Genomic DNA, 22,654 nt, shown 5'->3' with positions numbered 1-22,654 from the left:
ACGATGACAATCTGGCCACGCCCGTGCCTCCTGTGGCACACTGCGGCCTCGCAACAACGACCCAGACCATGAGACTTACCCAGAACCTGCCGTACGAATGGCTGGTCGGCCTGCGCTACACGCGCGCCGGCAAGCGCAGCGGCCGCAACAGCTTCATTTCCTTCATCTCCCTGATCTCCGTGTCCGGCATCGCGCTGGGCGTGGCCGCCCTGATCATCGTCCTGTCGGTGATGAACGGCTTCCAGAAGGAAGTCACCGACCGCATGCTGTCGGTGCTGGCCCATATCGAAGTATTCGACCGCAGCGGCAGCATGCCGGACTGGCGCGCGGCCGGGCAGGAAGCGCTGAAGAACCCGGCGGTGCGCGGGGTCGCGCCGTTCGTGGAGACCCAGGGCCTGCTGGAAGGCCAGGGCGTGATGCGCCCCTCGATCATCCGCGGCGTGCTGCCCTCGGAAGAACCCAAGGTGTCCGACGTGGCCAAGCAGGTCAACCAGGGCAGTCTCGATTCGCTCAAGCCCGGCGCCTATAACATCGTGCTGGGCTACGCGCTGGCACGCGCGCTGAACGTCGGCATCGGCGACAAGGTCACCATGCTGCTGGCGCAGGGCCAGATCACGCCGGCCGGCCTGCTGCCGCGCAGCCGCAGCTTCACCGTCTCCGGCATCTTCGAAGCCGGCCACATGGACTTCGACGCGGCGCTGTCCTTCATCCATGTCGAGGATGCGCAGCGCATGGAGCGCCTGCCGGCCCCGATGGGCCTGCGCCTGCGCATCGCCGACATGCACCAGGCACCTAGCGTGGCCCAGGAACTCAAGAAATCCATGCCGGGCGACCTGGAAATGCGCGACTGGTCCAAGCTCAACGCCAACTGGTTCGCCGCCGTACAGACCGAGAAGAAGATGATGTTCATCATCCTCACCCTGATCATCGCGGTGGCCGCCTTCAACCTGGTGTCCACCCTGGTGATGACGGTGACCGACAAGCAGGCCGACATCGCGATCCTGCGCACCCTGGGCGCTTCGCCGCGCTCGATTCAAAAGATTTTCATGGTGCAGGGCGCGCTGGTCGGCATCATCGGCACCGTCCTGGGTGTCGGCGGGGGCGTGCTGGTGGCCCTGAACATCGACGTCATCGTTCCGTTTATCGAAGGTTTGCTGGGAGTGCAGTTCTTGTCGAAAGATATCTACCTGATCAGCGCGGTGCCGTCCGACCTGCGCTGGCCGGACGTTTTCAAGATCGGCGGCGTATCCGTGCTGCTGGCGTTTGCTGCGACCCTGTACCCGAGCTGGTCGGCGTCGCGCGTGAAACCTGCGGAGGCGCTGCGTTATGAATGATTACCCGAATACCTCAACTACCCCTGTCCTGTCCTGCCGCGGCCTGGGCAAGACCTTCAAGCAGGGCGACTACACCGTCAAGGTCCTGGACGGAATCGATTTCGCGATCTACCGCGGCGAGCGCGTGGCCATCGTCGGCGCTTCCGGCTCCGGCAAGTCGACGCTGCTGCACCTGCTGGGTGGCCTGGATACCCCGTCGCTAGGTGCCGTCACCCTGCTGGGCGAGGATTTCGCGACCCTGTCCGAGACCCGCCGCGGCGAGCTGCGCAACTCCTCGCTCGGTTTCGTCTACCAGTTCCACCACCTGCTGCCGGAGTTCTCGGCCCTCGACAACGTCCTGATGCCCTTGATGATCCGGCGCGAAGCGCGCGAGCCGGCCTTGAAGAAGGCCGAGGCGATCCTCGGGCGCGTGGGCCTGGGCAAGCGCGTGGTGCACCGCCCCGGCGAGCTGTCAGGCGGCGAGCGCCAGCGCGTGGCCCTGGCGCGCGCGCTGGTCACCGAACCGGCCTGCGTGCTGGCGGACGAACCGACCGGGAACCTCGACCACAGCACGGCCCAGTCGATTTTTGATTTGATGCTGGAACTCTCACGCACCCTCGGCACGGCGTTTGTGATCGTCACCCACGACATGGAGCTGGCGCGCCGCTGCGACCGCGTGTTCCGGCTGACCGAGCACGGGCTGCAGGCAGTGGAGAACTGACGATGTGGATCGACACCCACTGCCACCTGGATGCGCACGAATTCGGCCACGGATCGCTGGACGTGGCTGCAGCGGCGAAGGCGGCGGGCGTGTCGATGATCGTGGCGATGGCGATCGAGCGCGGCAACTTCGGCGCCGTGGCCGAGCTGGCCGCGCAGGCCCCGAACGTTACCTATGCGCTGGGCATCCACCCGATCTACGTGCCGCAGGCCCGGGATGAAGACCTGCTGGTGCTGCGCAGCGCGGTAGAAGCGGCGATGAAGGACCCGAACTTCGTCGGCGTCGGCGAGATCGGACTGGATTTCTTCATCCCGATACTGTGCGAGGCGGACATGCGCGAGAAGCAGGAGCGCTTCCTGCGCGAGCAGCTGCGCATCGCACGCGACTTCGGCCTGCCCGTGATGCTGCACGTGCGCCGCTCGCAGGACCAGGTGCTGAAGCACCTGCGCCAGATCCGCCCCTTGGGGGGGATCGCCCACGCCTTCAACGGCAGCTTCCAGCAGGCGCAGAACTTCATCGACCTGGGCTTTCACCTCGGCTTCGGCGGCGCCATGACCTTTACCCGCGCGCTGCAGATCCGGCGCCTGGCGGCCGAGCTGCCCCTCGCGTCCATCGTGCTGGAGACCGATTCTCCGGACATCGCGCCGTCCTGGATCCACCCGGGACGCAATACGCCCGACCAGCTGCCCGCCATCGGCGCCACCCTGGCCGAACTGCGCGGGATCGGCGTGGACGAGGTGCGCGAAGCGGTCTACCGGAACACGCTGGCGGCGATTCCGCGGCTGGCCGGCTATCCGCTCGCGCATGGTCATGCTGCGGGCTAGCCAATCCGACACTGGACAAATAGATAATTAGCGAAGTAGCAGCACTTGCGCCGGTGGGTAGCACCGGATGCTTGGCGGCGTCCCGCGACAGTGGCTATAAGGTTTAGTTCGTTTGCAGCGTTGAAGCACGACAAGGCTGCGCATGTTCCGTTCTGCCAAGATGCACTCTTCGCTGCCATTGCAGCACAGCCACGATGGAGAGTGATTTGGACAGCGCGAGCGAATTCCTGCGGATGCTACGGCACGAGAAGTCGCTGACCACCGCCCACCGGCCGATCCGGCTACGCCTGGGCCATGCCGACCACCTGGCCGACGAACTGCTGCTGCCGCAGCGGGTGCAGGGCCATGAATCGGTGTGCGGCGGTTTCGAATACGTCGTCACCTGCGTCGCCGACACGCCGCGCCTCCCGCTCAAGGAACTCATCGCGCTTCCCGCCGAACTGCAGATGGTCACCGACCGCGGCCAACTGCGCAGCATCTGCGGCATCGTCGCCGAGGCGCGCGCCGGCGACCACGACGGCGGGCTGGCGGTCTACCAGCTGGTGCTGCGCGATGCCCTGGCCGTCATGGAAAAGCGCGTCAACAGCCGCGTCTTCCGCTACCAGAACGAGCTCGAGATCGTGCAGGTCCTGTTCGACGAATGGCGCCAGTCCAACAGCGTCATGGCCAGCTCCTTCGACTACGAACTCGACCCGCTGTTCGACATGCGCCTGTACCCGCCGCGCGAACAGACCATGCAGTACAACGAGTCCGACGCCGCCTTCGTGCGCCGCCTGCTCAAGCGCCGCGGCATCGCCTGGACCTTCCGCCCGGGCCGCGCCCGCGCCGGCAGCACCGACCAGGACGCGGACGACACGCCCGTCCACACGCTGGTGCTGTTTTCCGATCCCGCCTCGCTGCCGCGCAGCGCCGCCGGCAGCGTGCGCTACCACCGGATCGATGCCACCGAGGAGCGCGATACCGTCGTCTCCTGGTGCGCCGCGCGGCGCCTGCAGCCGGGCAGCATCACGCGCCACAGCTGGGACTACCGCAACCCCACCGGCACCCAGTTCATGAGCACCACCGCGCGCAGCATGGCCGACCAGGGCCGCAGCGGCAATGCGCTGGCGGCGAGCCTGGACGACTACCTGGTCGAGATCCCGCATGCCGGCAACGACGTCGAGGACCACTGGCGGCTCGGCCAGGTGCGCATGAACCGGCACGAATTCGACACCAAGTGCTTCCACGGCGAAGGCAGCGTGCGCGACCTGTGCGCGGGTGAATACTTCAGCTTGAGCGGCCACCCGGAGATCGACACCCATCCGGAAGGCGAGCGCGATTTCGTCGTGACCGCCGTCTGGATGGAAGCCGAGAACAACCTGCCGGCCGACCTGTCGGCGCGCGTGCGCCGCCTGATGGGACCGTATACCCCGATCGATGCGATGCTGGCGCCGAACGAACATCCGGTGGCCGGCGACGGCGTGCGGGTGCGGATGCGCTTCGATTGCGTGCGGCGCGGGATCGCGCTGGTGCCGGCATTCGATCCGCGCATCGACCTGCCGCATCCGCAGCTGCAAAGCGCCATCGTCACCGGGCCGCCGGGCGAGGAAGTGCATTGCGACGCGCTGGGGCGAGTGAAGATCCGCTTCCCGGGCATGCGCAGCACGGACCACAAGCATGCGCATGGGGCGGGCGCCTCGGATACGCCGGCCGATTCGGCCTGGGTACGGGTGGCGTCGAACTGGGCCGGCAACGGCCCCGGCGCCAACCAGCAGTGCGGCACGCTGTCGCTGCCGCGCGTCGGCAGCGAAGTGCTGGTGGCCTTCCTCGGCGGCGACCCGGACCGGCCGGTGGTCCTGTCGCAGGTCTTCAACCAGCGCGGCGAGCCGCCGGCATTCAGCAAGTCGGGCGGCTTGCCCGGAAACCGCTACCTGTCGGGCACCCGCACCCGCGAGATCGGCGGCGCGCGCGGCAACCAGCTGCGCTTCGACGACACCCGCGGCGAGATCAGCGCCCAGCTGGCCAGCGACCACGGCGCCTCGCAACTGAACCTCGGCTGGCTGACGCAGCCCAAGGCCAACGGCACGGCCGCGCCGCGCGGCGAAGGCGCCGAGCTGCGCAGCGACCATAGCGTGGCGATCCGCGGCAAGGAAGGCGTGCTCCTGAGCGCAGAGGCGGCCCCGGCGGCCGAGGGCGAGCAACTGGCGCGCGCCGGCCTGCTCGGCCTGGCCGAGTTGATGCAGAGCATCGCGGACGAGGTGGCCAAGCTGGCGGAACAGCACACCGAGGACGAGCCGAGCGCGCAGCGCCTGGCCGACTTGTCCGACAAGCTGCGGCGCTGGGACCAGGGTTCCAACGTCGCGCCGGGCGACAAGGGCGCCGAGCCGATCGTGGCCGTGACTGCCCCGGCGGGCATCATGCTGGCCAGCCAGGACAACGTCGCGCTCGGGTCCGAGACCCAGCTCGACATGGTCAGTGGCGGGGATGCGCGCACGTCTGCAGGAAAGAACATCTTCCTGCGCGCTGCGCGCGGGATCAGCGCTTTTGCCCAGGCGCTGGGCGTCAAGCTGGTGGCGGGGCAAGGGAATATTCTGCTGGAGGCCCACCAGGGCAAGGTCGAGCTCAAGTCCTCGGGCAAGATCAGTCTGATCTCGGCGGAAGCGATCCATATCGAGGCACCCGTGGTCCGGATCATTTCGCAGGGCGCGCTGACGCAATGGACGGAGGGCGCGATCACGCAGGAGAGCACAGGCGAGCACACCATCAAGGCGACCAGCCTGACCCGCGGCGGGCCGGGCGGAGGCGACCCCAGCAAACCTGAGTTTGCCAAGTCAACGTTGAAGACAAACGAACGACTTGTCCTGCGCCATCTCCAAACGCGGGAACCGATTCCATATCAAAATTACATTGCCCACCTCAGCGATGGCCGGACCATCCAGGGCACCAGCGACGAGGAAGGACGCACGGCGCTGGTGCAGAGCGATACGCTGGGGCCGGTGCGATTCGAGCTTCTTCCGTCGACTATTTAGGCTGTCGGGAACCGTCATGCGTGAACCGACCAGGCCGTTGCCTTCGCTCGTCCCTTTGCCGCACGGCGGCTGGGGAGTGGATTCGTATATGTCCTCTGCGGATTATACGATCCGTGGGCTTGGGCTTGTCCCACCAAATACGATCCTCCCCATCATCGTTGTGCCCGGCATTATGGGGACGAACCTGCGCGCAAAAACGAATCCGCGTCTGGGAAGACTGAACGATGAGCGCAACGAAAAACTGACGCCAGGTGCGATTGCATGGCGTCCGCCAAACGACATCCCGTCGGCAGTGCGCGACGCACACGTCTGGGACAAATTGTCTCCCCGGGATCGTCAGAAATGGTTTGATCGCGCCACTTTGGAGGTGGACGATCGCGGCCCTATCATTGTCCCGCAAACCGACGACGGGTATGTCGTTACGGAGGCCGAGTTACGTTCGCGCGGCTGGGGCGAGGTCCATGCTGAATCTTACGGTCTCCTATTGTCCTCGCTACAGAGCCAACTAAATCAAACCTTCGGAATGGATGAAAAGACGCATCGTCGCTTCGTCAAGCCGCACTGGAAGCGCGCAATGGGGTACGACCCTCGTAAGTGGGGCGTGCGTGAAATTGCACCGCTAACCGAAGCACATTTGGAAAATTATGCGAAGAATTATTACCCGGTTTACTGCTTTGGGTACAACTGGCTGGATGACTGCGAAACATCGGCGAATCTACTCGAAAAACGAGTTGCCGACATCATAGACTCGTGGCGTAAGTTAAGCAGGACCTGCGAAAAGGTCATCCTTGTAACGCATTCAATGGGTGGACTGGTCGCGAGAGCCTGTGCTAAACGAATCCCTGGGAAGATCGCGGGGGTGATCCATGGGGCGATGCCGGCATATGGGGCACCAGTCGCGTATCGGCGGATTGCATGCGGAACCGAAGCTTTCAGTCCTAGTAATGGCGTGAAAGATGATATTGCCGGATACGTCATCGCGCAAATTCTTGGCGACTCGCCTGAAAAAACTACGCCCGTACTGGCTACGTCTCCTGGTGCGCTCGAACTACTGCCTAATCATCTGTATCCCGGGCCTTGGCTACATGTTCGCGTCGTGAAGGTTCGTGGGCAGGCAAATCCAGCGGATCACGAACGAAAAGCCGGGATCAAACCCACGGAGGAGGCGGCAACGGATTACCTGAAGCTGCCCAGCTCAATTGCGCCGAACCCATACGATTTATATCGTGACATGCGTCGTTGGTATCGATTGATAGACCCACATTTGGCCGACCCCGCAAAGAAACACAAGAAGGGTGTATTGAAGGCGATTACAGACGCGATTGACACAGCGGAAGCGTTCCATCGCTCCCTGGGCGATTACTATCACCCGAATACCTATGTGTTCTACGGCGACGATCGTAGCAAGTTGTCGTTTGGACAGGTCCGCTGGGTTGCGCGCCAATGGGGCAACTCCGCGACAGCGCTGACCACGTCGAATGTGTCCACTGCGCAAATCCTGGGCCGTTCCTACGACCGGAGCCGCCGTGTCATGGTGGAAGGCAAGACGGACCTGAGGTTCGAACCAGATCCCCAGGACACACGCGGGGACGGCACTGTGCCACATCAGTCTGGCGCGGGCCCGGCGGGAAAGGTCAAACAACTGTTTGCAGCACAAGGATTCGATCACCAAGGATCGTATAACAATAGCGACATACTAATGTTGACGCTTCGACTGATTGCGAAGATTGTTCAGGAGATGTCGTGAGGCGCCTGTTTCGGACCGGGCTGGCCGTGGTGCTAGCCGGGATTGTTATCGCGGGTTTGGCGAAAACCTGGGACCCGGGCGCCGAACAGGACAAGCATGGGGTGGCGCGTATGACCGAGAAGATGAAAACTGTATGCGTGGGCAGATTTTTGGTCGACCTGCCTGCAGAAGCACAGTACGAATTCCACCGGCCCCGCGTTGACGGCTTCGATATTAATGTCTTCGACGAATCCGAGGAGGAGTTTGAAAAGCGCGTTGTTTTACGCAAGAGTCAACTGGAAGCAGTTCCCAATCGGCCGGGCGGCCACAAGAGCCTCGAATCGGTCAGGGAAGTAAGAAACGATTTCGGAGTCGAGGGCCATGTTTTCGTCCATGGACGGGATGTAAGCGAGGGCCAGTCCTCGGATGGGTTGACGATAGAACGCTATCGATATGAAAGTGTTGCAGTCGATGCACTTGTCCATGCCAATGGGTTGAGTATTGATTTCTCCGCGCCTGCTTACGATCCAGAATCGGTTGCGAACCTAACGAAATTAATTTCCCAGCTAGTTCCAAACCCGGACAATCTCGTTCCGACTGAACCTGGCTTTTGCATCAACCGCGCCTACATCCGGGATCCCCTGCATGCTGATCAGGGCGAAGAACTCATGATGGCAGCATGGCTTCCGAATCGTCCGGATATCCTGTTCAAGATTATGCTGGCCGCAGGTACCGAGCCGGATCGACAAGGACTCCTTGAGAGAGGGGATGAATCCGATATGCGGCTGGCCGCTGACGAACGAATGCGGGTGTCCAGATTACGTGCGGACAAGCGCACCATCAGCGGAATCGACGGCGACGAACTGGTTGAGCGTTTTGTTGAAAAAAATGATTCAGTCGTTTATAGCTTCTGGTGGGAAGTGAATGGCACGGTCGACAACGTGTTTGTCCCGCATATCGTCTTCAAGATGGACACGGGATACAGCGAGCATGGCCCAGTTCCTTCGTCACTGTCGGAAGATGCGGCGACCTGTCTATGGGATGCCGTGCTGACAAGCCTGCGCGTACGTCCTTCGGGGGCAACGGTATCGCAGGCAACTGATTCTTCGTCTATTGCGATAGGAAGCCAAGCACTCGCAGGAGACAAATGTCCCGAAAGCGGGTGGTGGGAGTGTACCGATGGAGGCAAGGATATCGGGGTGATGGGAGGGCGGCGACAGTACATCAAGCAGGGGGAGCGCATGCCCCAGGCATTGCTGCTCTCAAGACCAACGCTTTGGGAACGCTTGAGGGGACTTCAATCAAGTTTTGAGTCTACCGTGCCGACGTCTTGGCAGCTTGTCGACAAACGGGCCCGGAAGCGGGTGGCACAAACGATCCCGTTGGCGAAACCCGTCGCCGGCTCTGGAGCTTCCTCGATGGCGGATTTTCGCCAGGTGCATGGGCAGGATATTTCGACTGGAAGTTTTGTCACAACCGGCTTCCCATGTCCGGCGAGCGGATGGTGGCGCTGTGAGGACTCTCATGCCCTCGATGGGACACGCTGGTTTGCTCAGGGAAGCCTGTTACCGCCAGCAACCTTCGCAGTTCCTCCAAGCGTATTCGGGCATTCTGACAACGCTCCAAAGTCGATCCAACGGCGGGCAGCATGGCGTCTCGTCCGAATTGCTCAGGCCCCTGAGCATGTACACGATTCCGCTGCAGGAGCTGCCGATTCGCCGAAAGCGCCACGTGAGTCTAGAAGCACATGAAACTTCCCGATCATCTTCTCTGTACCCGATCTAGGCTTGTTCAGCCTCCTGGAGGTGCGAAGGAGTTTCTGAACCAATGTGCTGCGTTTCCACAAACCCAAATCCCCCAACTCAGCTACATTCCAGCTTTCCCCGGGAAGGAGAGCGGACGTGACCCACAAGCGTTTCTACATCCGCGCCGGCGCCACCACCACGGCGGGCGGCACCGTCAGGGCTTCCAGCACCTTCACTACCCTGGACGGCATGCCGATCGCCCGCGAAGGCGATCCGGTCGACTGCCCCGAGTGCGGCGAGCAGGGCGTGATCCAGTGCGTCATGCCGCGCCTGCCCGACCAGTCCGAAGGCAAGGAGTGCGCGCTGAGCGACGACCTGTGCATCTGCGCCTGCTCGCCGCCGCCCAAGCTGGTCGCCGACCAGTTCCACGACTTCCAGCTCGTCGCCGAGAGCCCAGTGGCCTAGCAGCCTCACCCACGCAAGCCTGCGGGCCGGCCCATGCGCTGCGCGATCCTCGCCTTCCTCGCCGGGACATGCTGGCTCCAGACCCGCGCCGAACTGCCGCCACCGGCCTACCTGGCCGGCGCCCTTGCGGCAGCGCTGGTCCTGTTCTTACTGCGCAAACGTGCCGCGACCCTGCTCGCCGCCGCCATCCTCGGCGCCGCGTGGTCGGCCTGGCTGGCCCACGTCGCCCTGGCCGACGCGTTGCCGCGCGAGCAGGAAGGCCGGGACGTCACCATCGTCGGCACGGTCGACAGCCTGCCGCATGAATTCGATGGCGGTTCTCGCTTCAACCTGCGCGTCGAACGGGTCCTGACGCCGGACGCCACGGTCCCACCGCGGATCGCCATTTCCTGGTACGGGCAGCCGGCGGCCACGGACAGCCTGACGCCGGTAGAACCCGGCGAGCGCTGGCAGCTGGTCGTCCGCCTGCAGCGCCCGCACGGCAATGCCAACCCCTACGGCTTCGACTACGAAGCCTGGCTGCTCGAGCAGAGCGTGCGCGCCACCGGCTACGTGCGTCCCGCGGGGCCGCGCAATGTTCGCCTCGACGCCTTCGTGCCGCGCCCGGGCCATGTGGTGGAACGCGCCCGCGCCGCACTGCGCCGCCACATCCTGCGCGAACTGGACGGCAAGCGCTATGCCGGCGTGATCGTGGCACTGGTGATCGGCGACCAGCGCGGCATCCCGCAGTCGAGCTGGGACGTTTTCAACCGCACCGGCATCAGCCACCTGGTGTCGATCTCGGGCCTGCACATCACCATGGTCGCAGCCCTGGCGGCATGGGCCATGTCCGGCTTATGGCGCCGTTCCTTTTTTGTGGAGGGCGCCGCCTTGCCGCTGCGGCTGCCGGCCCAGAAGGCCGCGGCGCTGGCCGGCGCGCTGGTGGCGCTGCTGTACGTGCTGCTTGCCGGTTCCGGCGTGCCCGCGCAGCGCACCTTCTACATGCTGGCGGCGGTGGCGGCCGCGCTGTGGTTCGGACGGGTGGTGGCGCTGTCGCATGTGCTGTGCCTGGCGCTGCTTGTCGTGGTGCTGATCGATCCCTGGGCCGTGCTGGGGGCCGGCTTCTGGCTGTCGTTCGGGGCGGTGGCCGTGATCCTGTACGCCAACCTGGGACGGGTGCAGCCCGATCCCGGGTGGCGGCGCACGCTCGGCATGGCGGTCCGGACCCAGTACGCCGTCACCGTCGGCCTGGTGCCGCTGACCATGCTGCTGTTCGCGCAGGTGTCGCTGGCCAGCCCAATCGCGAATGCGGTCGCGATTCCCGTGGTCAGCCTGTTCGTCACGCCGCTGGCGCTGCTCGGGGCACTGCTGCCGGCGCCGCTGGCAGGCTGGGTGCTCGGACTGGCGCACCTGGCGATCGAGATGCTGGCGGATGGCTTGGCCTGGCTGGCCGCCAGCCCGTTCGCGGTCTTGAACGCGCCGGCGCCGCAGCCGTGGATCTTCGTGCTGGCGCTTGCCGGCACCGCGTGGACGCTGGCGCCGCGCGGCTGGCCGCATCGGTGGGCCGGGCTGGCCGCCTGGGCCCCGATGCTGACCCAGTTGCCAAGCGCGCCGCCCGCCGGCACCTTCTCGGTGACCGCCTTCGATGTGGGGCAGGGCATGGCCCTGCTGGTCGAGACCGAGCGGCACCGGTTGCTGTACGACGCCGGTCCGCAGTATGGGCCGGGCGCGGACGCGGCCGGGCGGATCCTCCTGCCTTATCTGCGCGGGCGCGGCATCGGCGGCCTCGATGCGCTGGTGGTCTCGCACAGCGATGTCGACCACGCCGGCGGCGCCCGCACGCTGCTCGAGGGCGTGAGCGTCGCGCAGGTCCATTCCTCGCTGTCCGTGGGCCATCCGGTGGTGCAGGCGGCGCGCCGCCACAGCCGCTGCGGCGCGGGCCAGGCGTGGAGCTGGGACGGAGTGCGCTTCGAGCTGCTCGGGCCGACCCCGCAGTCGTACCAACAGGACGGCCTGAAAGCCAACGCCCGCAGCTGCGTGCTGCGCGTGAGCGCGCATGGCAAGGCGATGCTGCTGGCGGCCGACATCGAGGCGGCGCAGGAGATGCAGCTGATCGAGACCGCGGCGGGCCAGCTGCGCGCCGACGTGCTGCTGGCGCCGCATCACGGCAGCGGGACCTCGTCGACCGCCGCCTTCCTGGCCGCGGTGGAACCGAGGCTCGGCATCTTCCAGGTGGGTTACCGCAACCGCTACCGCCACCCGAAGAAGGAGGTCTACGAGCGTTACGCCAGCCTGGGGATCCGCAGGCTGCGCACCGACGAATCGGGCGCGGTCCTGCTGCGTTTCGGCCGCACACTGGAGGTGAGCGAATTCCGCGCCGAGCGGCGCCGCTACTGGCACGGACGCTAGCGATCAATCCGTCAAGGGCAGGCTGAGCCGCACCTGCAGGCCGCCTCCCTCGCGGTTGGACGCGCCGATGCTGCCGCCGTGCGCCGCCAGCACCTGCTGGGCGATCGCCAGTCCCAGTCCATGGCCGTCCACCTTGTTCGGGTTGGAACGGAAGAAGGGCCGGAAGATCGACGCCAGGTCGGCGGCGGCGATCCCGGGGCCGCGATCGAGCACGTCCAGGTGCGCCCATTGCGCGTCGCGGTGCAGCACGATCCTGATACTCCCGTTGCCACCATGGCGGATCGCGTTGCGCACCACGTTTTCCAGCGCGCTCCACAGCAGGTCCGGGTCGCCCTGCACCACGATCGGGCCCGGCGCCTCCACGCTGATGCGCGGCGCTTCCGGCCCCGCCTCGTAGCGTGCATCCGCCGCGATCTGGTCCGCCAGTTCGGTCAGGTCGAGCTGTTCGCGCCGCGCCAGGGTGGTCGAGGCTTCGAGCCGCGAGAGCGTCAGCAGTTCGCCGACGAGTTTATCCATGCGCATGCTCTCGCGCTCGATGCGGTCGAGCGAGGAGCCGATCCGCTCCGGCTGCTGGTGGGCCAGCCCCACCGCGGCCTGCAGCCGCGCCAGCGGCGAGCGCAGTTCGTGCGAGACGTCGTGCAGCAAGCGGCGCTGGCCGTCCATCAGGGCGGCCAGGCGTGCGCTCATGCGGTCGAAGTCGCGTCCCAGGTCGCTCAGCTCGTCGCCAGCGCGGCCCGGGCTGGCGAAGCGCGGGGCCAGGTCGCCGCGCGAAGCCGCTTCGAAGGCGCTGCGCAAGGCCCGGATCGGGCGCGAGAAATACCAGGCCAGCAGGGCGGCGAACAGCAGGCTGGCCAGCGTCGCGGCGACGATACCGGCGACCTGACCGACGCGCCGGCCCGGGCCTGGTCCAGGTAGTGCTTCCCCGGGGCGGTGCTGGTGCGCAGCCGCGGCGGCGGCACCCGTCAGCGGCGCACCACGGAACTGGCGCCGCACGAAGGCCGTGTAGCGTTCGCCGTCGGGCCCGGTCAGCTGCCGGATGCCGCGGCGCGGCTCGCCCGAGGTCAGCTGGCGCGTGAGCTCGGCTTGCAGTTCGGGCGGCACCGGGCGGCCCAGCAGCTCGCGCCCCTGGCTGTCCTGCACGAACACCTGGGGACGCTGCATGTCGCCCAGCATCCCGCGCAAGGCCTGGACGCCGCCGTGCTTGAGGGTGGCGGCGGCCGCGTCGAGCGCGATCCAGGCCGGCGGGCCGTGGTCGAGTTCGATGGCCTGGCTGCGGGCACGATCGCGCAGCCAGAAGGCGCCGCCGATGCCGATGGTGGCGGCGACCTGGGCAAGCAGGATGCAGAGGAAGAACTTCCAGAACAGGCGGCCCATGTCAGTCCCGGATCAGCTGATAGCCCTGGCGGTAGATCGTCTGCACGGGAGAGCGGCCATCCGCGAGCAGGCCCAGTTTCTGGCGCAGGCTGCTCAGGTGCACGTCGATGTTGCGGTCGAAGCGCGCCAGTGGCCGGCCCAGTCCCTGTTCCGACAGCTCGTTCTTGCTGACGGGGCGGCCGGCGTGGCGCGCCAGCACGTCGAGCAGGTTGAATTCGGTGCTGGTCAGCTCCAGCGGCGCGCCGTCCCAGCTGGCGCGGCGCTGTTCCGGATACATGCTCAGTTTGCCGACCGTGAGCACCGTGCCGGGCCCCGCGCCGCTGGCCTGGGTGCGGCGCAGGATGGCGCGCACCCGCGCGGTCAGTTCGCGCGGCGTGCAGGGCTTGGCGACATAGTCGTCGGCGCCCAGTTCCAGGCCGAGGATGCGGTCGGCGTCGTCGCCGCGCGCGGTCAGCATCAGGATCGGAATCCGGTTCGCTGCGCAGCCGGCCGCGCGGATCTGGCGCAAGGCCTCGATGCCGTTCGTACCCGGCATCATCACGTCGAGGATCGCGATGGCATAGTCGCCGCGCAGCGCCTCGCGCACGCCGTCGTGGCCGTTGTGGACGCAGGTGGTGCGAAAGCCTTCCTGTCCCAGGTATTCGGAAAACATCCCGACGAGTTCGACGTCGTCGTCAATCAGCAGTACGTGGTTCATGGGCAGCAGGATAGCAAACGCGCCGCCACCCCACCGGCATCTGCAGGGAGCCTTTACCTGGATTTACACGCCCGCCGCCGGCATGCCGCCCTGACGCACGCCCCGATTAGGCGAAGGGGATATACGCGATACCGCCCTGGAGCACGCCCGCCAGCGCGACCACGTTTTCCTGGCTCTCGCTGAACTGGGCCAGGATGTCGGTCGCGCTGGTGCCGGCGTCCATGGCCTTGAGCCAGTAGTCGAAGCCGGCCTGGTCGGGGGCGCGGTGCAGGATGTTCTGGTAGATCTTGCCGAGGAAGTCCGCATTGCTCGGCTTGGCCCCGTACATCTGCGCGAACTCCTGCGAGCCGATGAAGGCCGCGGCCACGTCGGCCAGGCTGGTGCCGCCGTCCATGCGGCCGATCCAGTAGCCCAGGCCCGCCATGTCCGGCGTGCGGTTGAAGGCGGCCTGGTACAGGCGGTAGGCCTGGCCGGCCACGCCCTCGACGTCGAAGCCGAGCATCGCGTCGTCGAATTTCAGGCGCTCGATGCCGGTCAGGACGTCGACCTCGCCCGGCACGTGCAGGGAACTCAGCGTGGCGCCGTTCGCGCCGCCCCCGAGCTGGTAGTCGGCGCGCTTGCCGGCATAGACCGCCACGTCCAGCCCGAGGCCGCCGTCCAGCAGGTCACTGCCGCCGCCGCCCACGATCAGGTCCGATCCGGCGCCGCCTTCGATGCGGTTGGCCAGTTCGTTGCCGATCAGGGTGTCGTGGCCGGCGCCGCCGCGCAGGTTCTCGATCGCGCTGCCGAAGTTCACCGTCACCTGTCCGGCCGCCACGATCGAATCGGCCTGCTTGCCCAGCCAGCTCCAGTAGCCGGGGCGCAGGTCGACCGTCATCCCGCCGCCGAAGGCGCTGCCGTCGATGGTGTCGATGCCGCCGCCGTCGGCGATGAAGTTGGCCTTGGCCGCATCCAGCTTCCAGGTGGTGTCGCCGGCAGCCAGTTGCTGCGAAGGGCCATAGATGTAGTGGAGGGCGGCCAGGTCGAGGGGACTGTAGGACAGGTCCAGTTCCGCCTCGTCCATGTTGTAGGTCATCACCGTGTGCCGGGCCGCATCCTCGGCGCTGCTGAGGTAGGGACCGGGGCCGGCATTGCCGAGCGAATCCTCATGGCTGAACGGGTGCTTGAGTCCGAGCGAGTGGCCGAGTTCGTGCAGCAGCACTTCGACGCCATAGTTGTCCGTCGTGGGCGCCAGGTTGTCCGGTTCCTCGCTGCTGAGCATCAGGAGCCGGGTGCTGGCATATCCGGAAGAGTCTTCCTGGCGATTGTTTGCCAATAGCAGCAGGCCGGCGCCTTCCTCCTCGTCGGTTTCCACGAACTTCACGTTCAGCACGGTGCCGACGTAATCGAAGACCTTGCGCGCGAAGCTGCGCTGGGCCTCGTTGAAGGGCTGGAAGCCATCCTTGTCCTGGTCGTCGAAGTCGGACGCGGGCTGTTCGGCAAAGCGGTATTCGATGGTCCAGGTGTCGCCGAGGGTGCGCGCCACGGCTTGCTGCGCGGCGAGGGCGGCGATCCAGTTCGGGAGTTTCTGCACGCCCGGCGCCCAGGACCAGTGTTCGACGCTGCCGACCGGCAAGACCCAGTCGGCATAGATCATGCCCCTGTCGATGCCCCCTTCGTCGACGACGATGTCGACCACGCTGCGCACGTGGTAGGTGTCGTCGCCTTTGCCGCCAAGGAGGATGTTGATGCCGCTGCCGCCGTCGAGCGTGTCGTTGCCGTCGCCGCCTTGCAGAACGTCGTTGCCGGCGCCGCCGAGCAGGATGTTGTTGCCGCCTTTGGCCACCAGCAAATCGTCGCCGGCGCCGCCCAGCAGCAGGTCGTCGCCATCCTCGCCGATCACTTCGTCATCGCCGTCGCCACCGTCGAGCTTGTCGCCCATCAGGTCGGGGGAGTGCTGTTTGGTGACCGGGTCCCAGCGCTGGCCGCTGCGCACGAGGTCGTCGCCGGGGCCGCCGTCCATCGTATCGCTGCCGCCGCCGCCGTACAGGTCGTCGTTGCCGGCGCCGCCGATCAGGGTGTCGTTGCCGATTTCTCCCTGCAGTTCATCGTCGCCGGCGCCGCCGTCGAGCAGGTCGCCCTTGTCGTCCTGGCCCCAGGTGCCGGTCAGGGGATCGTATTTCAGGCCGCTGTAGATCTTGTCCTTGCCGTCATGGCCGCGCATGATGTCGGCGCCGCCGCCGCCCGTGATGACGTCGTCGCCATCACCGCCTTCGCCGAGCTCGTCGCGGGCGTCGCCCTCCAGTTCCAGTCCCGCCGCCATGTTTTGCTTCCATTGAAATCAAGTTGTGATGCTATCAGTTCAATTTCTCCGTGGAAATATCTTTGTGCTTCGATTGCGCAGATCACGCGGCGCGCATAGCTGTCCTCTGGTGTAGGCATTCCCCTCTAAACCCGGTTCGTGCACCGGGCTCTTTCATTACAATGGACCGTTGACATTCACGCCATCCCCTCATGAGCAAACCGCTGCTGCACTTCTCCCACGGGAACAGCTACCCGGCCGGCACCTATAGCCGGCTGTTCCAGGCCCTGGGCGCGCATTACGAGCTGCGCGCCCACGACATGTACGGCCACGATCCGCGCTTTCCGGTGGGCGACGGCTGGCACGGCCTGGTGGAGGAGCTGATCCACCAGCTGGAGGGCTACGAGCGCCCGCCGATCCTGGTCGGCCATTCGCTCGGCGGCATGCTGAGCATGATGGCGGCCAAGCAGCGGCCCGAGCTGGCGCGCTGCGTCGTCATGCTCGACTCGCCGGTGGTGGCCGGCTGGCGCGCCTTCCTGTGGAAGCTGGTCAAGAAACGCGGCATGGGTTCGCGCTTCTCGCCGGCGAAGTTTTCCGAACGCCGGCGCAATGTCTGGCCGGACCGGGCGGCGGCCTACCAGCATTTCATCGCCAAGCCGATGTTCCAGGCCTGGGCGCCGGGTGCGCTCGACGACTATCTCGACCACGGCCTCCAGCCCCATCCGGAAGGCGTGCAGCTGCGCTTCGACCGGGCCGTGGAAACCATGATCTACAACACGCTGCCGCACCACATGGGCGCGATCCTGCGCGAGCCTTTTCCCCTACCGATCGGCTTCATCGCCGGCACCACCTCGGAAGAGCTGCGCCAGGCCGGGCTCGACGCCACGCGCCGCCTGGTGGGGCGCAACCTGGTAATGATCGAGGGCGGCCACCTGTACCCGCTCGAGAAACCGCTTGAGACGGCGCGCCTGACCCACGAGATGATTCGGCGCCTGTTGTCGCCATCGATGCCGGCCACCCAAAGCGTGTCGGCGGCGGCGGTTTAGCGTAAAATCGCGGGATTGATTTTTTGGAATGTCACCGATGGCTATCAAGAGCGATAAATGGATCCGCCGCATGGCGGAAGAGACCGGGATGATCGAACCCTTCGAGCCGCGCCAGGTGCGCGAGTCCGACGGCCGCCGGGTCATTTCGTGGGGCACCTCGTCGTACGGCTACGATATCCGCTGCGCCGACGAGTTCAAGGTGTTCACCAACATCAACAGCACCATCGTCGACCCCAAGAATTTCGATTCGAATTCCTTTGTGGACGTGAAAAGCGATGTCTGCATCATCCCGCCGAATTCCTTCGCGCTGGCCCGCACCATCGAGTACTTCCGCATTCCGCGCAACGTGCTGACCGTGTGCCTGGGCAAATCGACCTACGCGCGCTGCGGCATCATCGTCAACGTCACGCCTTTCGAGCCGGAGTGGGAAGGCTACGTGACCCTGGAGTTCTCGAACACCACGCCGCTGCCGGCCAAGATCTATGCCGGCGAAGGCTGCGCCCAGGTGCTGTTCTTCGAATCCGATGAAATCTGCGAGACCTCGTACAAGGACCGCGGCGGCAAGTACCAGGGCCAGCACGGCGTGACGCTGCCGAAAACCTGATTCAATTTTTTACGGTATCCTATCAATATTGAATCATATTGATGGCTTGAACCCCGATGGCTGATTGCTGCAGCGGCGGCTGCTCCCCGAGCAAACCGCCGGTCGATCCCCGCTACCGGCGCGTGCTCTGGATCGCGCTTTGGGTCAATGCGCTGATGTTCGGCGTCGAACTGGCTGCCGGCTGGGCCGCCGGCTCGGTCTCGCTGCTGGCCGACGCCGTCGACTTCCTCGGCGACGCCGCCAACTACGGCATCTCCCTGTTCGTCCTCGCGCTGGCGCCGATCTGGCGCTCGCGCACCGCTCTGGTCAAGGGCGCGACCATGGGCGGCTACGGCATCTTCGTGCTCGGCACCGCGCTGTGGCACCTCCAGCTCGGTGTGGTGCCGAAAGCGGAGACGATGGGCGTGGTGGGCTTCCTGGCCCTGCTCGCCAACTGCTCGGTGGGGGCGCTGCTGTGGGCCTACCGCAACGGCGACGCCAACATGCGCTCGGTGTGGCTGTGCACCCGCAACGATGCGATTTCCAACGTGGCCGTGATGCTCGCCGCCCTCGGCGTGTTCGGCACCGGGAGCGGCTTGCCGGACCTGCTGGTGGCCACCATCATGGGCCTGCTCGGCCTGTCCTCCGCGTATTCCGTCATGACCCACGCCCGCCGCGAGATGCGCGAGGGGCAGGCGCCTGCGCCTGCCGCGCCCGCGTCCGTGCCCGCCGCGACGGTCGAACTCAAACGCCGCTAGCACGATCGCAGCCGCGTAAAAAAAGGGGCTCGCGCCCCTTTTTTCATGGCCTTGCGGCTCGCTTAGGCGTCCTGCTTCACGCAATCCACGAAATAGCCGCGCTTGCCGTCGACTTCACGCTTGACCAGTCCGTGCACGTCGGTCTCGAAGCCCGGGAAGCGCTCGTTGAAGTCGCGCGCGAAGCGCAGGTAGTCGACGATGGTCCGGTTGAAGCGCTCGCCCGGGATCAGCAGCGGAATGCCCGGCGGGTAAGGCGTCAGCAGGATCGCGGTGATGCGGCCTTCCAGCTCGTCGATCGCCACGCGCTCGATCTGGCGGTGCGCCATCTTGGCGAAGGCATCCGACGGCTTCATGGCCGGCACCATGTCCGACAGGTACATCTCGGTGGTCAGGCGCGCCACGTCGTACTGCTTGTAGAACAGGTGGATCTCGGTGCACAGGTCGCGCAGGCCACGGGTTTCATAACGCGGGTTGGCCGCGGCGAACTGCGGCATCACGCGCCACATCGGCTGGTTGCGGTCGTAGTCGTCCTTGAACTGCTGCAGCGCGGTCACCAGGGTGTTCCAGCGGCCCTTGGTGATGCCGATCGTGAACATGATGAAGAAGGAGTACAGGCCGCACTTCTCGATGATCACGCCGTGCTCGGCCAGGTACTTGGTCACGATCGAGGCCGGGATGCCGGTGTCGCCGAACTTGCCGTCCAGGGACAGGCCCGGGGTTACGATGGTCGACTTGATCGGGTCGAGCATGTTGAAGCCCTCGGCCAGCTTGCCGAAGCCGTGCCAGTCGTCCTCGGCGCGGATCATCCAGTCCTTCTGCTCGCCGATGCCTTCATCCGATTCGACGTCCGGGCCCCAGACGCGGAACCACCAGTCGTCGCCGTACTCGGCGTCGACCTTCTTCATGGCGCGGCGGAAGTCCAGCGCTTCCAGGATCGATTCCTCGACCAGGGCGGTGCCGCCCGGCGCTTCCATCATGGCGGCGGCGACGTCGCAGGACGCGATGATCGAGTACTGGGGCGAGGTCGAGGTGTGCATCAGGTAGGCCTCGTTGAAGGCGTCCTGGTCCAGCTTGACGGTTTCCGATTCGCGCACCAGGACCTGCGAGGCCTGCGACAGGCCGGCCAGCAATTTATGCGTCGACTGGGTGGAGAAGATCATCGACTGCTTGGCGCGCGGGCGGTTCTCGCCGATCGCGTGCATGTTCTGGTAGAAGCTGTGGAAGGCGGCGTGCGGCAGCCAGGCTTCGTCGAAGTGCAGGGTGTCGATCTTCCCGTCCAGCATTTCGCGCAGGGTCTCGACGTTGTACACCACGCCGTCGTAGGTCGACTGCGTGATGGTGAGGATGCGCGGCTTCTTGTTCACGGCGTCGCGCGCGAACGGATTGGCCTCGATCTTGCGGGCGATCGACTCGGGGGTGAACTCTTCCAGCGGGATCGGGCCGATGATGCCGAGGTTGTTCCGGGTCGGCATCAGGAACACGGGGATTGCGCCGCACATGATGATCGAGTGCAGGATCGACTTGTGGCAGTTGCGGTCGACCACCACGATGTCGCCCGGAGCCACGGTACTGTGCCAGACCATCTTGTTCGAGGTCGAGGTGCCGTTGGTCACGAAGTAGCAGTGGTCGGCATTGTAGATGCGCGCCGCGTTGCGCTCGGACTTGGCCACCGGGCCAGTGTGATCGAGCAGCTGGCCGAGTTCCTCGACCGCGTTGCAGACGTCGGCGCGCAGCATGTTCTCGCCGAAGAACTGGTGGAACATCTGGCCGATGGGCGACTTCAGGAAGGCGACGCCGCCCGAGTGGCCCGGGCAGTGCCAGGAGTAGGAGCCGTCATAGGCGTAGTTGACCAGCGCGCGGAAGAAGGGCGGCGCCAGCGAATCGAGGTAGGCCTTGGCTTCGCGGATGATGTGGCGCGCCACGAACTCCGGGGTGTCCTCGAACATGTGGATGAAGCCGTGCAGCTCCTTCAGGATGTCGTTCGGGATGTGGCGGCTGGTGCGGGTCTCGCCGTAGATGTAGATCGGGATGTTCGCATTCTTGTGGCGGATCTCCTGCACGAAGGCGCGCAGGCCGGTCAGGGCGAAATCGGTTTCCTCGACCGAGCCGCCGCCGAATTCCTCGTCGTCGATGGACAGGACGAAGGCGGAGGCGCGCGACTGCTGCTGGGCGAACTGGGACAGGTCACCGTAGCTGGTCAGGCCGAGCACCTCCATGCCTTCCTGCTCCATCGCGGCCGCGAGTGCGCGAATGCCGAGACCGGAGGTGTTCTCGGAACGGAAGTCCTCGTCGATGATGACGATGGGGAAACGAAATTTCATGGACAGCTCCAAAGCGAAGCGCCGTGGAAGCGGCCGGCCCTGGTGGGTCGCTCCGCCGGCCACGGCACCGGGAAAAAAGAGGAAACGGATTTTCGCAGAAATCGCGTACGTCGGTGCAATTTTTTTGCAGCTTTTCTATGCAATACCTGCAAGAGTAGCCAGTAGACGCGCCGCCTGTCGCACACTAGCTGGAAAACTCAGTTGGAAAGCCTCCTGCCGACCCGCCGGAAGACCTCGGTCAGGGCCGCCGCGCCGAAGGCCGCCAGCAGCGGGCCGGCCGAAAAGGGCATCGGTTCGGCCTGGATTGCGGCGAACAGGCCGAGCGTGATGCCGAAGGCGGCCACGGCGCTGGTGAGCGTGAGCAGCCAGGTGCGGCGCGACAGCAGGCTGATGGCGGCCAGCGAGATCGCGATCTGCTGCGCGACCGCGGCGGCGGCCCACTGGCGGTGGCGGTGCAGTTCTTTCTCGGACAGGGTGTTCCATTCGTTCGAGCTGGCCTCGAAGCGTTCCGCTTCCTGGCGAATGCTCTCCTTCTCGACGCCGTAGCGGCGGATCTCTTCGCGATAGTGCTCGCGGTCGGTGCCGGGCAGGGCCGCGGCGACCTCGGACAGGTTCTGGCGGTTGGTCTTGGCCTGGTAGTGGTTCCAGGCATTGGCCGCGCTGGTCTTGTCGATCGCCGCATTGCTCTTGTACAAGGCGGCGTTGTTGTGCGAGGCGCTGCCGATGAAGCCGAACATGGTCCCGAGGGTGGCCAGGATGGCGATCAGGACCGCCACCTTGCCGGCAAAGCCATCGCCGCCGCGCGTGCCGGGAGTGCGAACTGCCTGGTCCGTCATGGTGTCAATCCTTCTTTCGAAGATAGGTCACGTAGGCGAAGTCGTAGCCGTTCGCGTCCGAATGGTGGGTCTCGCGCGCCGTTTCCTGCCACACGCCCGGGTCGATCGGCGGGAAGAAGGTATCGCAGCGGAACACGTGGTCGATCTCGGTGACGATCATTCTGTCGGCAAGCTGAATCGCCTCGTTGAAGATCTGGGCGCCGCCGATGATGCTGGCCGCTTCGCCGTTCAGCAGCGCGATCGCGGCCGGCAGCGAGCTTGCCGTCTCGACGCCCTCGTGCGACCAGCCGGCATTACGGGTGATGACGATGTTGCGGCGCTTAGGCAGCGGGCGGCCGATCGAATCGAAGGTCTTGCGGCCCATGACGATCGGCTTGCCCAGGGTGACGCGCTTGAAGTGGGCCAGGTCTTCGGGCAGGTGCCAGGGCAGCTGGTTGTCGATGCCGATGCCGCGCTGGGCATCGATGGCCACTACCAAAGTCAAAGCCGCATCGCCCATCGTCGTGTCCGTCGTCATGTGTAGAGGTAGGAAATGTTGTCGTTTTGAAAGCAGGATGTCAAGGGGTCT

At 65.6% G+C, this 22,654-nt stretch carries 17 protein-coding genes; 11 read left to right on the top strand and 6 right to left on the bottom strand.

Annotation, left to right across the window (positions count from 1 at the left end):
- The first annotated feature begins 68 nt into the window (after positions 1-68).
- The 8 genes from ACK6C6_RS12005 to ACK6C6_RS11970 all read left to right on the top strand — a co-directional run bounded on the left by ACK6C6_RS12005 (position 69) and on the right by ACK6C6_RS11970 (position 12,190).
- Entirely contained in the window at positions 69-1,334 is a 1,266-nt protein-coding gene (locus ACK6C6_RS12005; RefSeq protein WP_409267511.1) for a lipoprotein-releasing ABC transporter permease subunit, read from the top strand.
- On the top strand, positions 1,327-2,034 hold the full coding sequence (gene lolD, locus ACK6C6_RS12000; protein WP_409267510.1) for a lipoprotein-releasing ABC transporter ATP-binding protein LolD: 708 nt from the start codon (positions 1,327-1,329) through the stop codon (positions 2,032-2,034). The genes ACK6C6_RS12005 and lolD overlap by 8 nt, the downstream gene beginning before the upstream one ends.
- A gap of 2 nt (positions 2,035-2,036) precedes the next feature.
- The gene (locus ACK6C6_RS11995) at positions 2,037-2,858 is read left to right on the top strand and encodes a TatD family hydrolase (protein WP_409267509.1); all 822 of its coding nucleotides are present in this window, start codon (positions 2,037-2,039) and stop codon (positions 2,856-2,858) included.
- 206 nt (positions 2,859-3,064) lie between these two features.
- Positions 3,065-5,866, top strand: coding sequence for a type VI secretion system Vgr family protein (locus tag ACK6C6_RS11990; protein WP_409267508.1), 2,802 nt, complete (start codon positions 3,065-3,067; stop codon positions 5,864-5,866).
- A 16-nt stretch (positions 5,867-5,882) separates the two neighbouring features.
- Entirely contained in the window at positions 5,883-7,613 is a 1,731-nt protein-coding gene (locus ACK6C6_RS11985) for an esterase/lipase family protein (RefSeq protein ID WP_409267507.1), read from the top strand.
- Complete coding sequence (locus ACK6C6_RS11980) at positions 7,610-9,343, top strand: T6SS immunity protein Tli4 family protein (RefSeq protein WP_409267506.1); 1,734 nt, start codon at positions 7,610-7,612, stop codon at positions 9,341-9,343. The genes ACK6C6_RS11985 and ACK6C6_RS11980 overlap by 4 nt, the downstream gene beginning before the upstream one ends.
- 150 nt (positions 9,344-9,493) lie before the next feature.
- Positions 9,494-9,802 carry a PAAR domain-containing protein gene (locus tag ACK6C6_RS11975; protein ID WP_292039234.1) on the top strand — a complete coding sequence of 103 codons (309 nt, stop codon included), beginning with the start codon at positions 9,494-9,496 and terminating at the stop codon, positions 9,800-9,802.
- A 33-nt stretch (positions 9,803-9,835) separates the two neighbouring features.
- The gene (locus tag ACK6C6_RS11970; RefSeq protein ID WP_409267505.1) at positions 9,836-12,190 is read left to right on the top strand and encodes a DNA internalization-related competence protein ComEC/Rec2; all 2,355 of its coding nucleotides are present in this window, start codon (positions 9,836-9,838) and stop codon (positions 12,188-12,190) included.
- Positions 12,191-12,193: 3 nt separating this feature from the next.
- On the opposite strand, the gene ACK6C6_RS11965 is transcribed toward ACK6C6_RS11970, so the two are convergent.
- The 3 genes from ACK6C6_RS11965 to ACK6C6_RS11955 all read right to left on the bottom strand — a co-directional run bounded on the left by ACK6C6_RS11965 (position 12,194) and on the right by ACK6C6_RS11955 (position 16,563).
- Positions 12,194-13,564 (bottom strand): ATP-binding protein, encoded by a 1,371-nt coding sequence (locus ACK6C6_RS11965; RefSeq protein WP_409267504.1) that lies wholly within the window; start codon positions 13,562-13,564, stop codon positions 12,194-12,196.
- 1 nt (position 13,565) lies between these two features.
- Positions 13,566-14,261 carry a response regulator transcription factor gene (locus ACK6C6_RS11960; RefSeq protein WP_409267503.1) on the bottom strand — a complete coding sequence of 232 codons (696 nt, stop codon included), beginning with the start codon at positions 14,259-14,261 and terminating at the stop codon, positions 13,566-13,568.
- Between the two features lie 106 nt (positions 14,262-14,367).
- Positions 14,368-16,563: a DUF4214 domain-containing protein gene (locus ACK6C6_RS11955; protein WP_409267502.1), complete on the bottom strand. Its 2,196-nt coding sequence runs from the start codon at positions 16,561-16,563 to the stop codon at positions 14,368-14,370.
- Between the two features lie 191 nt (positions 16,564-16,754).
- Between ACK6C6_RS11955 and ACK6C6_RS11950 the strand changes: the two genes are divergently transcribed.
- Genes ACK6C6_RS11950 through ACK6C6_RS11940 form a run of 3 tightly spaced genes read left to right on the top strand, consistent with a single transcriptional unit; the run spans position 16,755 to position 18,929 of the window.
- Complete coding sequence (locus tag ACK6C6_RS11950) at positions 16,755-17,588, top strand: alpha/beta fold hydrolase (RefSeq protein ID WP_409267501.1); 834 nt, start codon at positions 16,755-16,757, stop codon at positions 17,586-17,588.
- Between the two features lie 37 nt (positions 17,589-17,625).
- On the top strand, positions 17,626-18,192 hold the full coding sequence (gene dcd / locus ACK6C6_RS11945) for a dCTP deaminase (protein WP_027867561.1): 567 nt from the start codon (positions 17,626-17,628) through the stop codon (positions 18,190-18,192).
- Positions 18,193-18,248: 56 nt separating this feature from the next.
- Complete coding sequence (locus ACK6C6_RS11940; RefSeq protein WP_409267500.1) at positions 18,249-18,929, top strand: cation transporter; 681 nt, start codon at positions 18,249-18,251, stop codon at positions 18,927-18,929.
- 62 nt (positions 18,930-18,991) lie between these two features.
- Here the strand turns inward: ACK6C6_RS11940 and ACK6C6_RS11935 are convergent, their stop codons facing one another.
- From ACK6C6_RS11935 to ACK6C6_RS11925, 3 genes are all read right to left on the bottom strand, one after another.
- The gene (locus ACK6C6_RS11935; protein ID WP_409267499.1) at positions 18,992-21,250 is read right to left on the bottom strand and encodes an Orn/Lys/Arg decarboxylase N-terminal domain-containing protein; all 2,259 of its coding nucleotides are present in this window, start codon (positions 21,248-21,250) and stop codon (positions 18,992-18,994) included.
- A 197-nt stretch (positions 21,251-21,447) separates the two neighbouring features.
- A complete protein-coding gene (locus ACK6C6_RS11930; RefSeq protein WP_409267498.1) occupies positions 21,448-22,086 on the bottom strand; it encodes a DUF4337 domain-containing protein in 639 nt (212 codons plus the stop codon).
- Between the two features lie 4 nt (positions 22,087-22,090).
- The gene (locus tag ACK6C6_RS11925) at positions 22,091-22,603 is read right to left on the bottom strand and encodes a dihydrofolate reductase (RefSeq protein ID WP_409267497.1); all 513 of its coding nucleotides are present in this window, start codon (positions 22,601-22,603) and stop codon (positions 22,091-22,093) included.
- Positions 22,604-22,654: the final 51 nt, after the last annotated feature.

This window comes from Massilia sp. BHUDP2, assembly GCF_046236355.1.
Taxonomy (GTDB): Bacteria; Pseudomonadota; Gammaproteobacteria; order Burkholderiales; family Burkholderiaceae_D; genus Telluria; species Telluria varians.
Note: the sequence above shows the minus strand (reverse complement) of the source record. Positions and strands in the feature narration are given on the sequence as shown.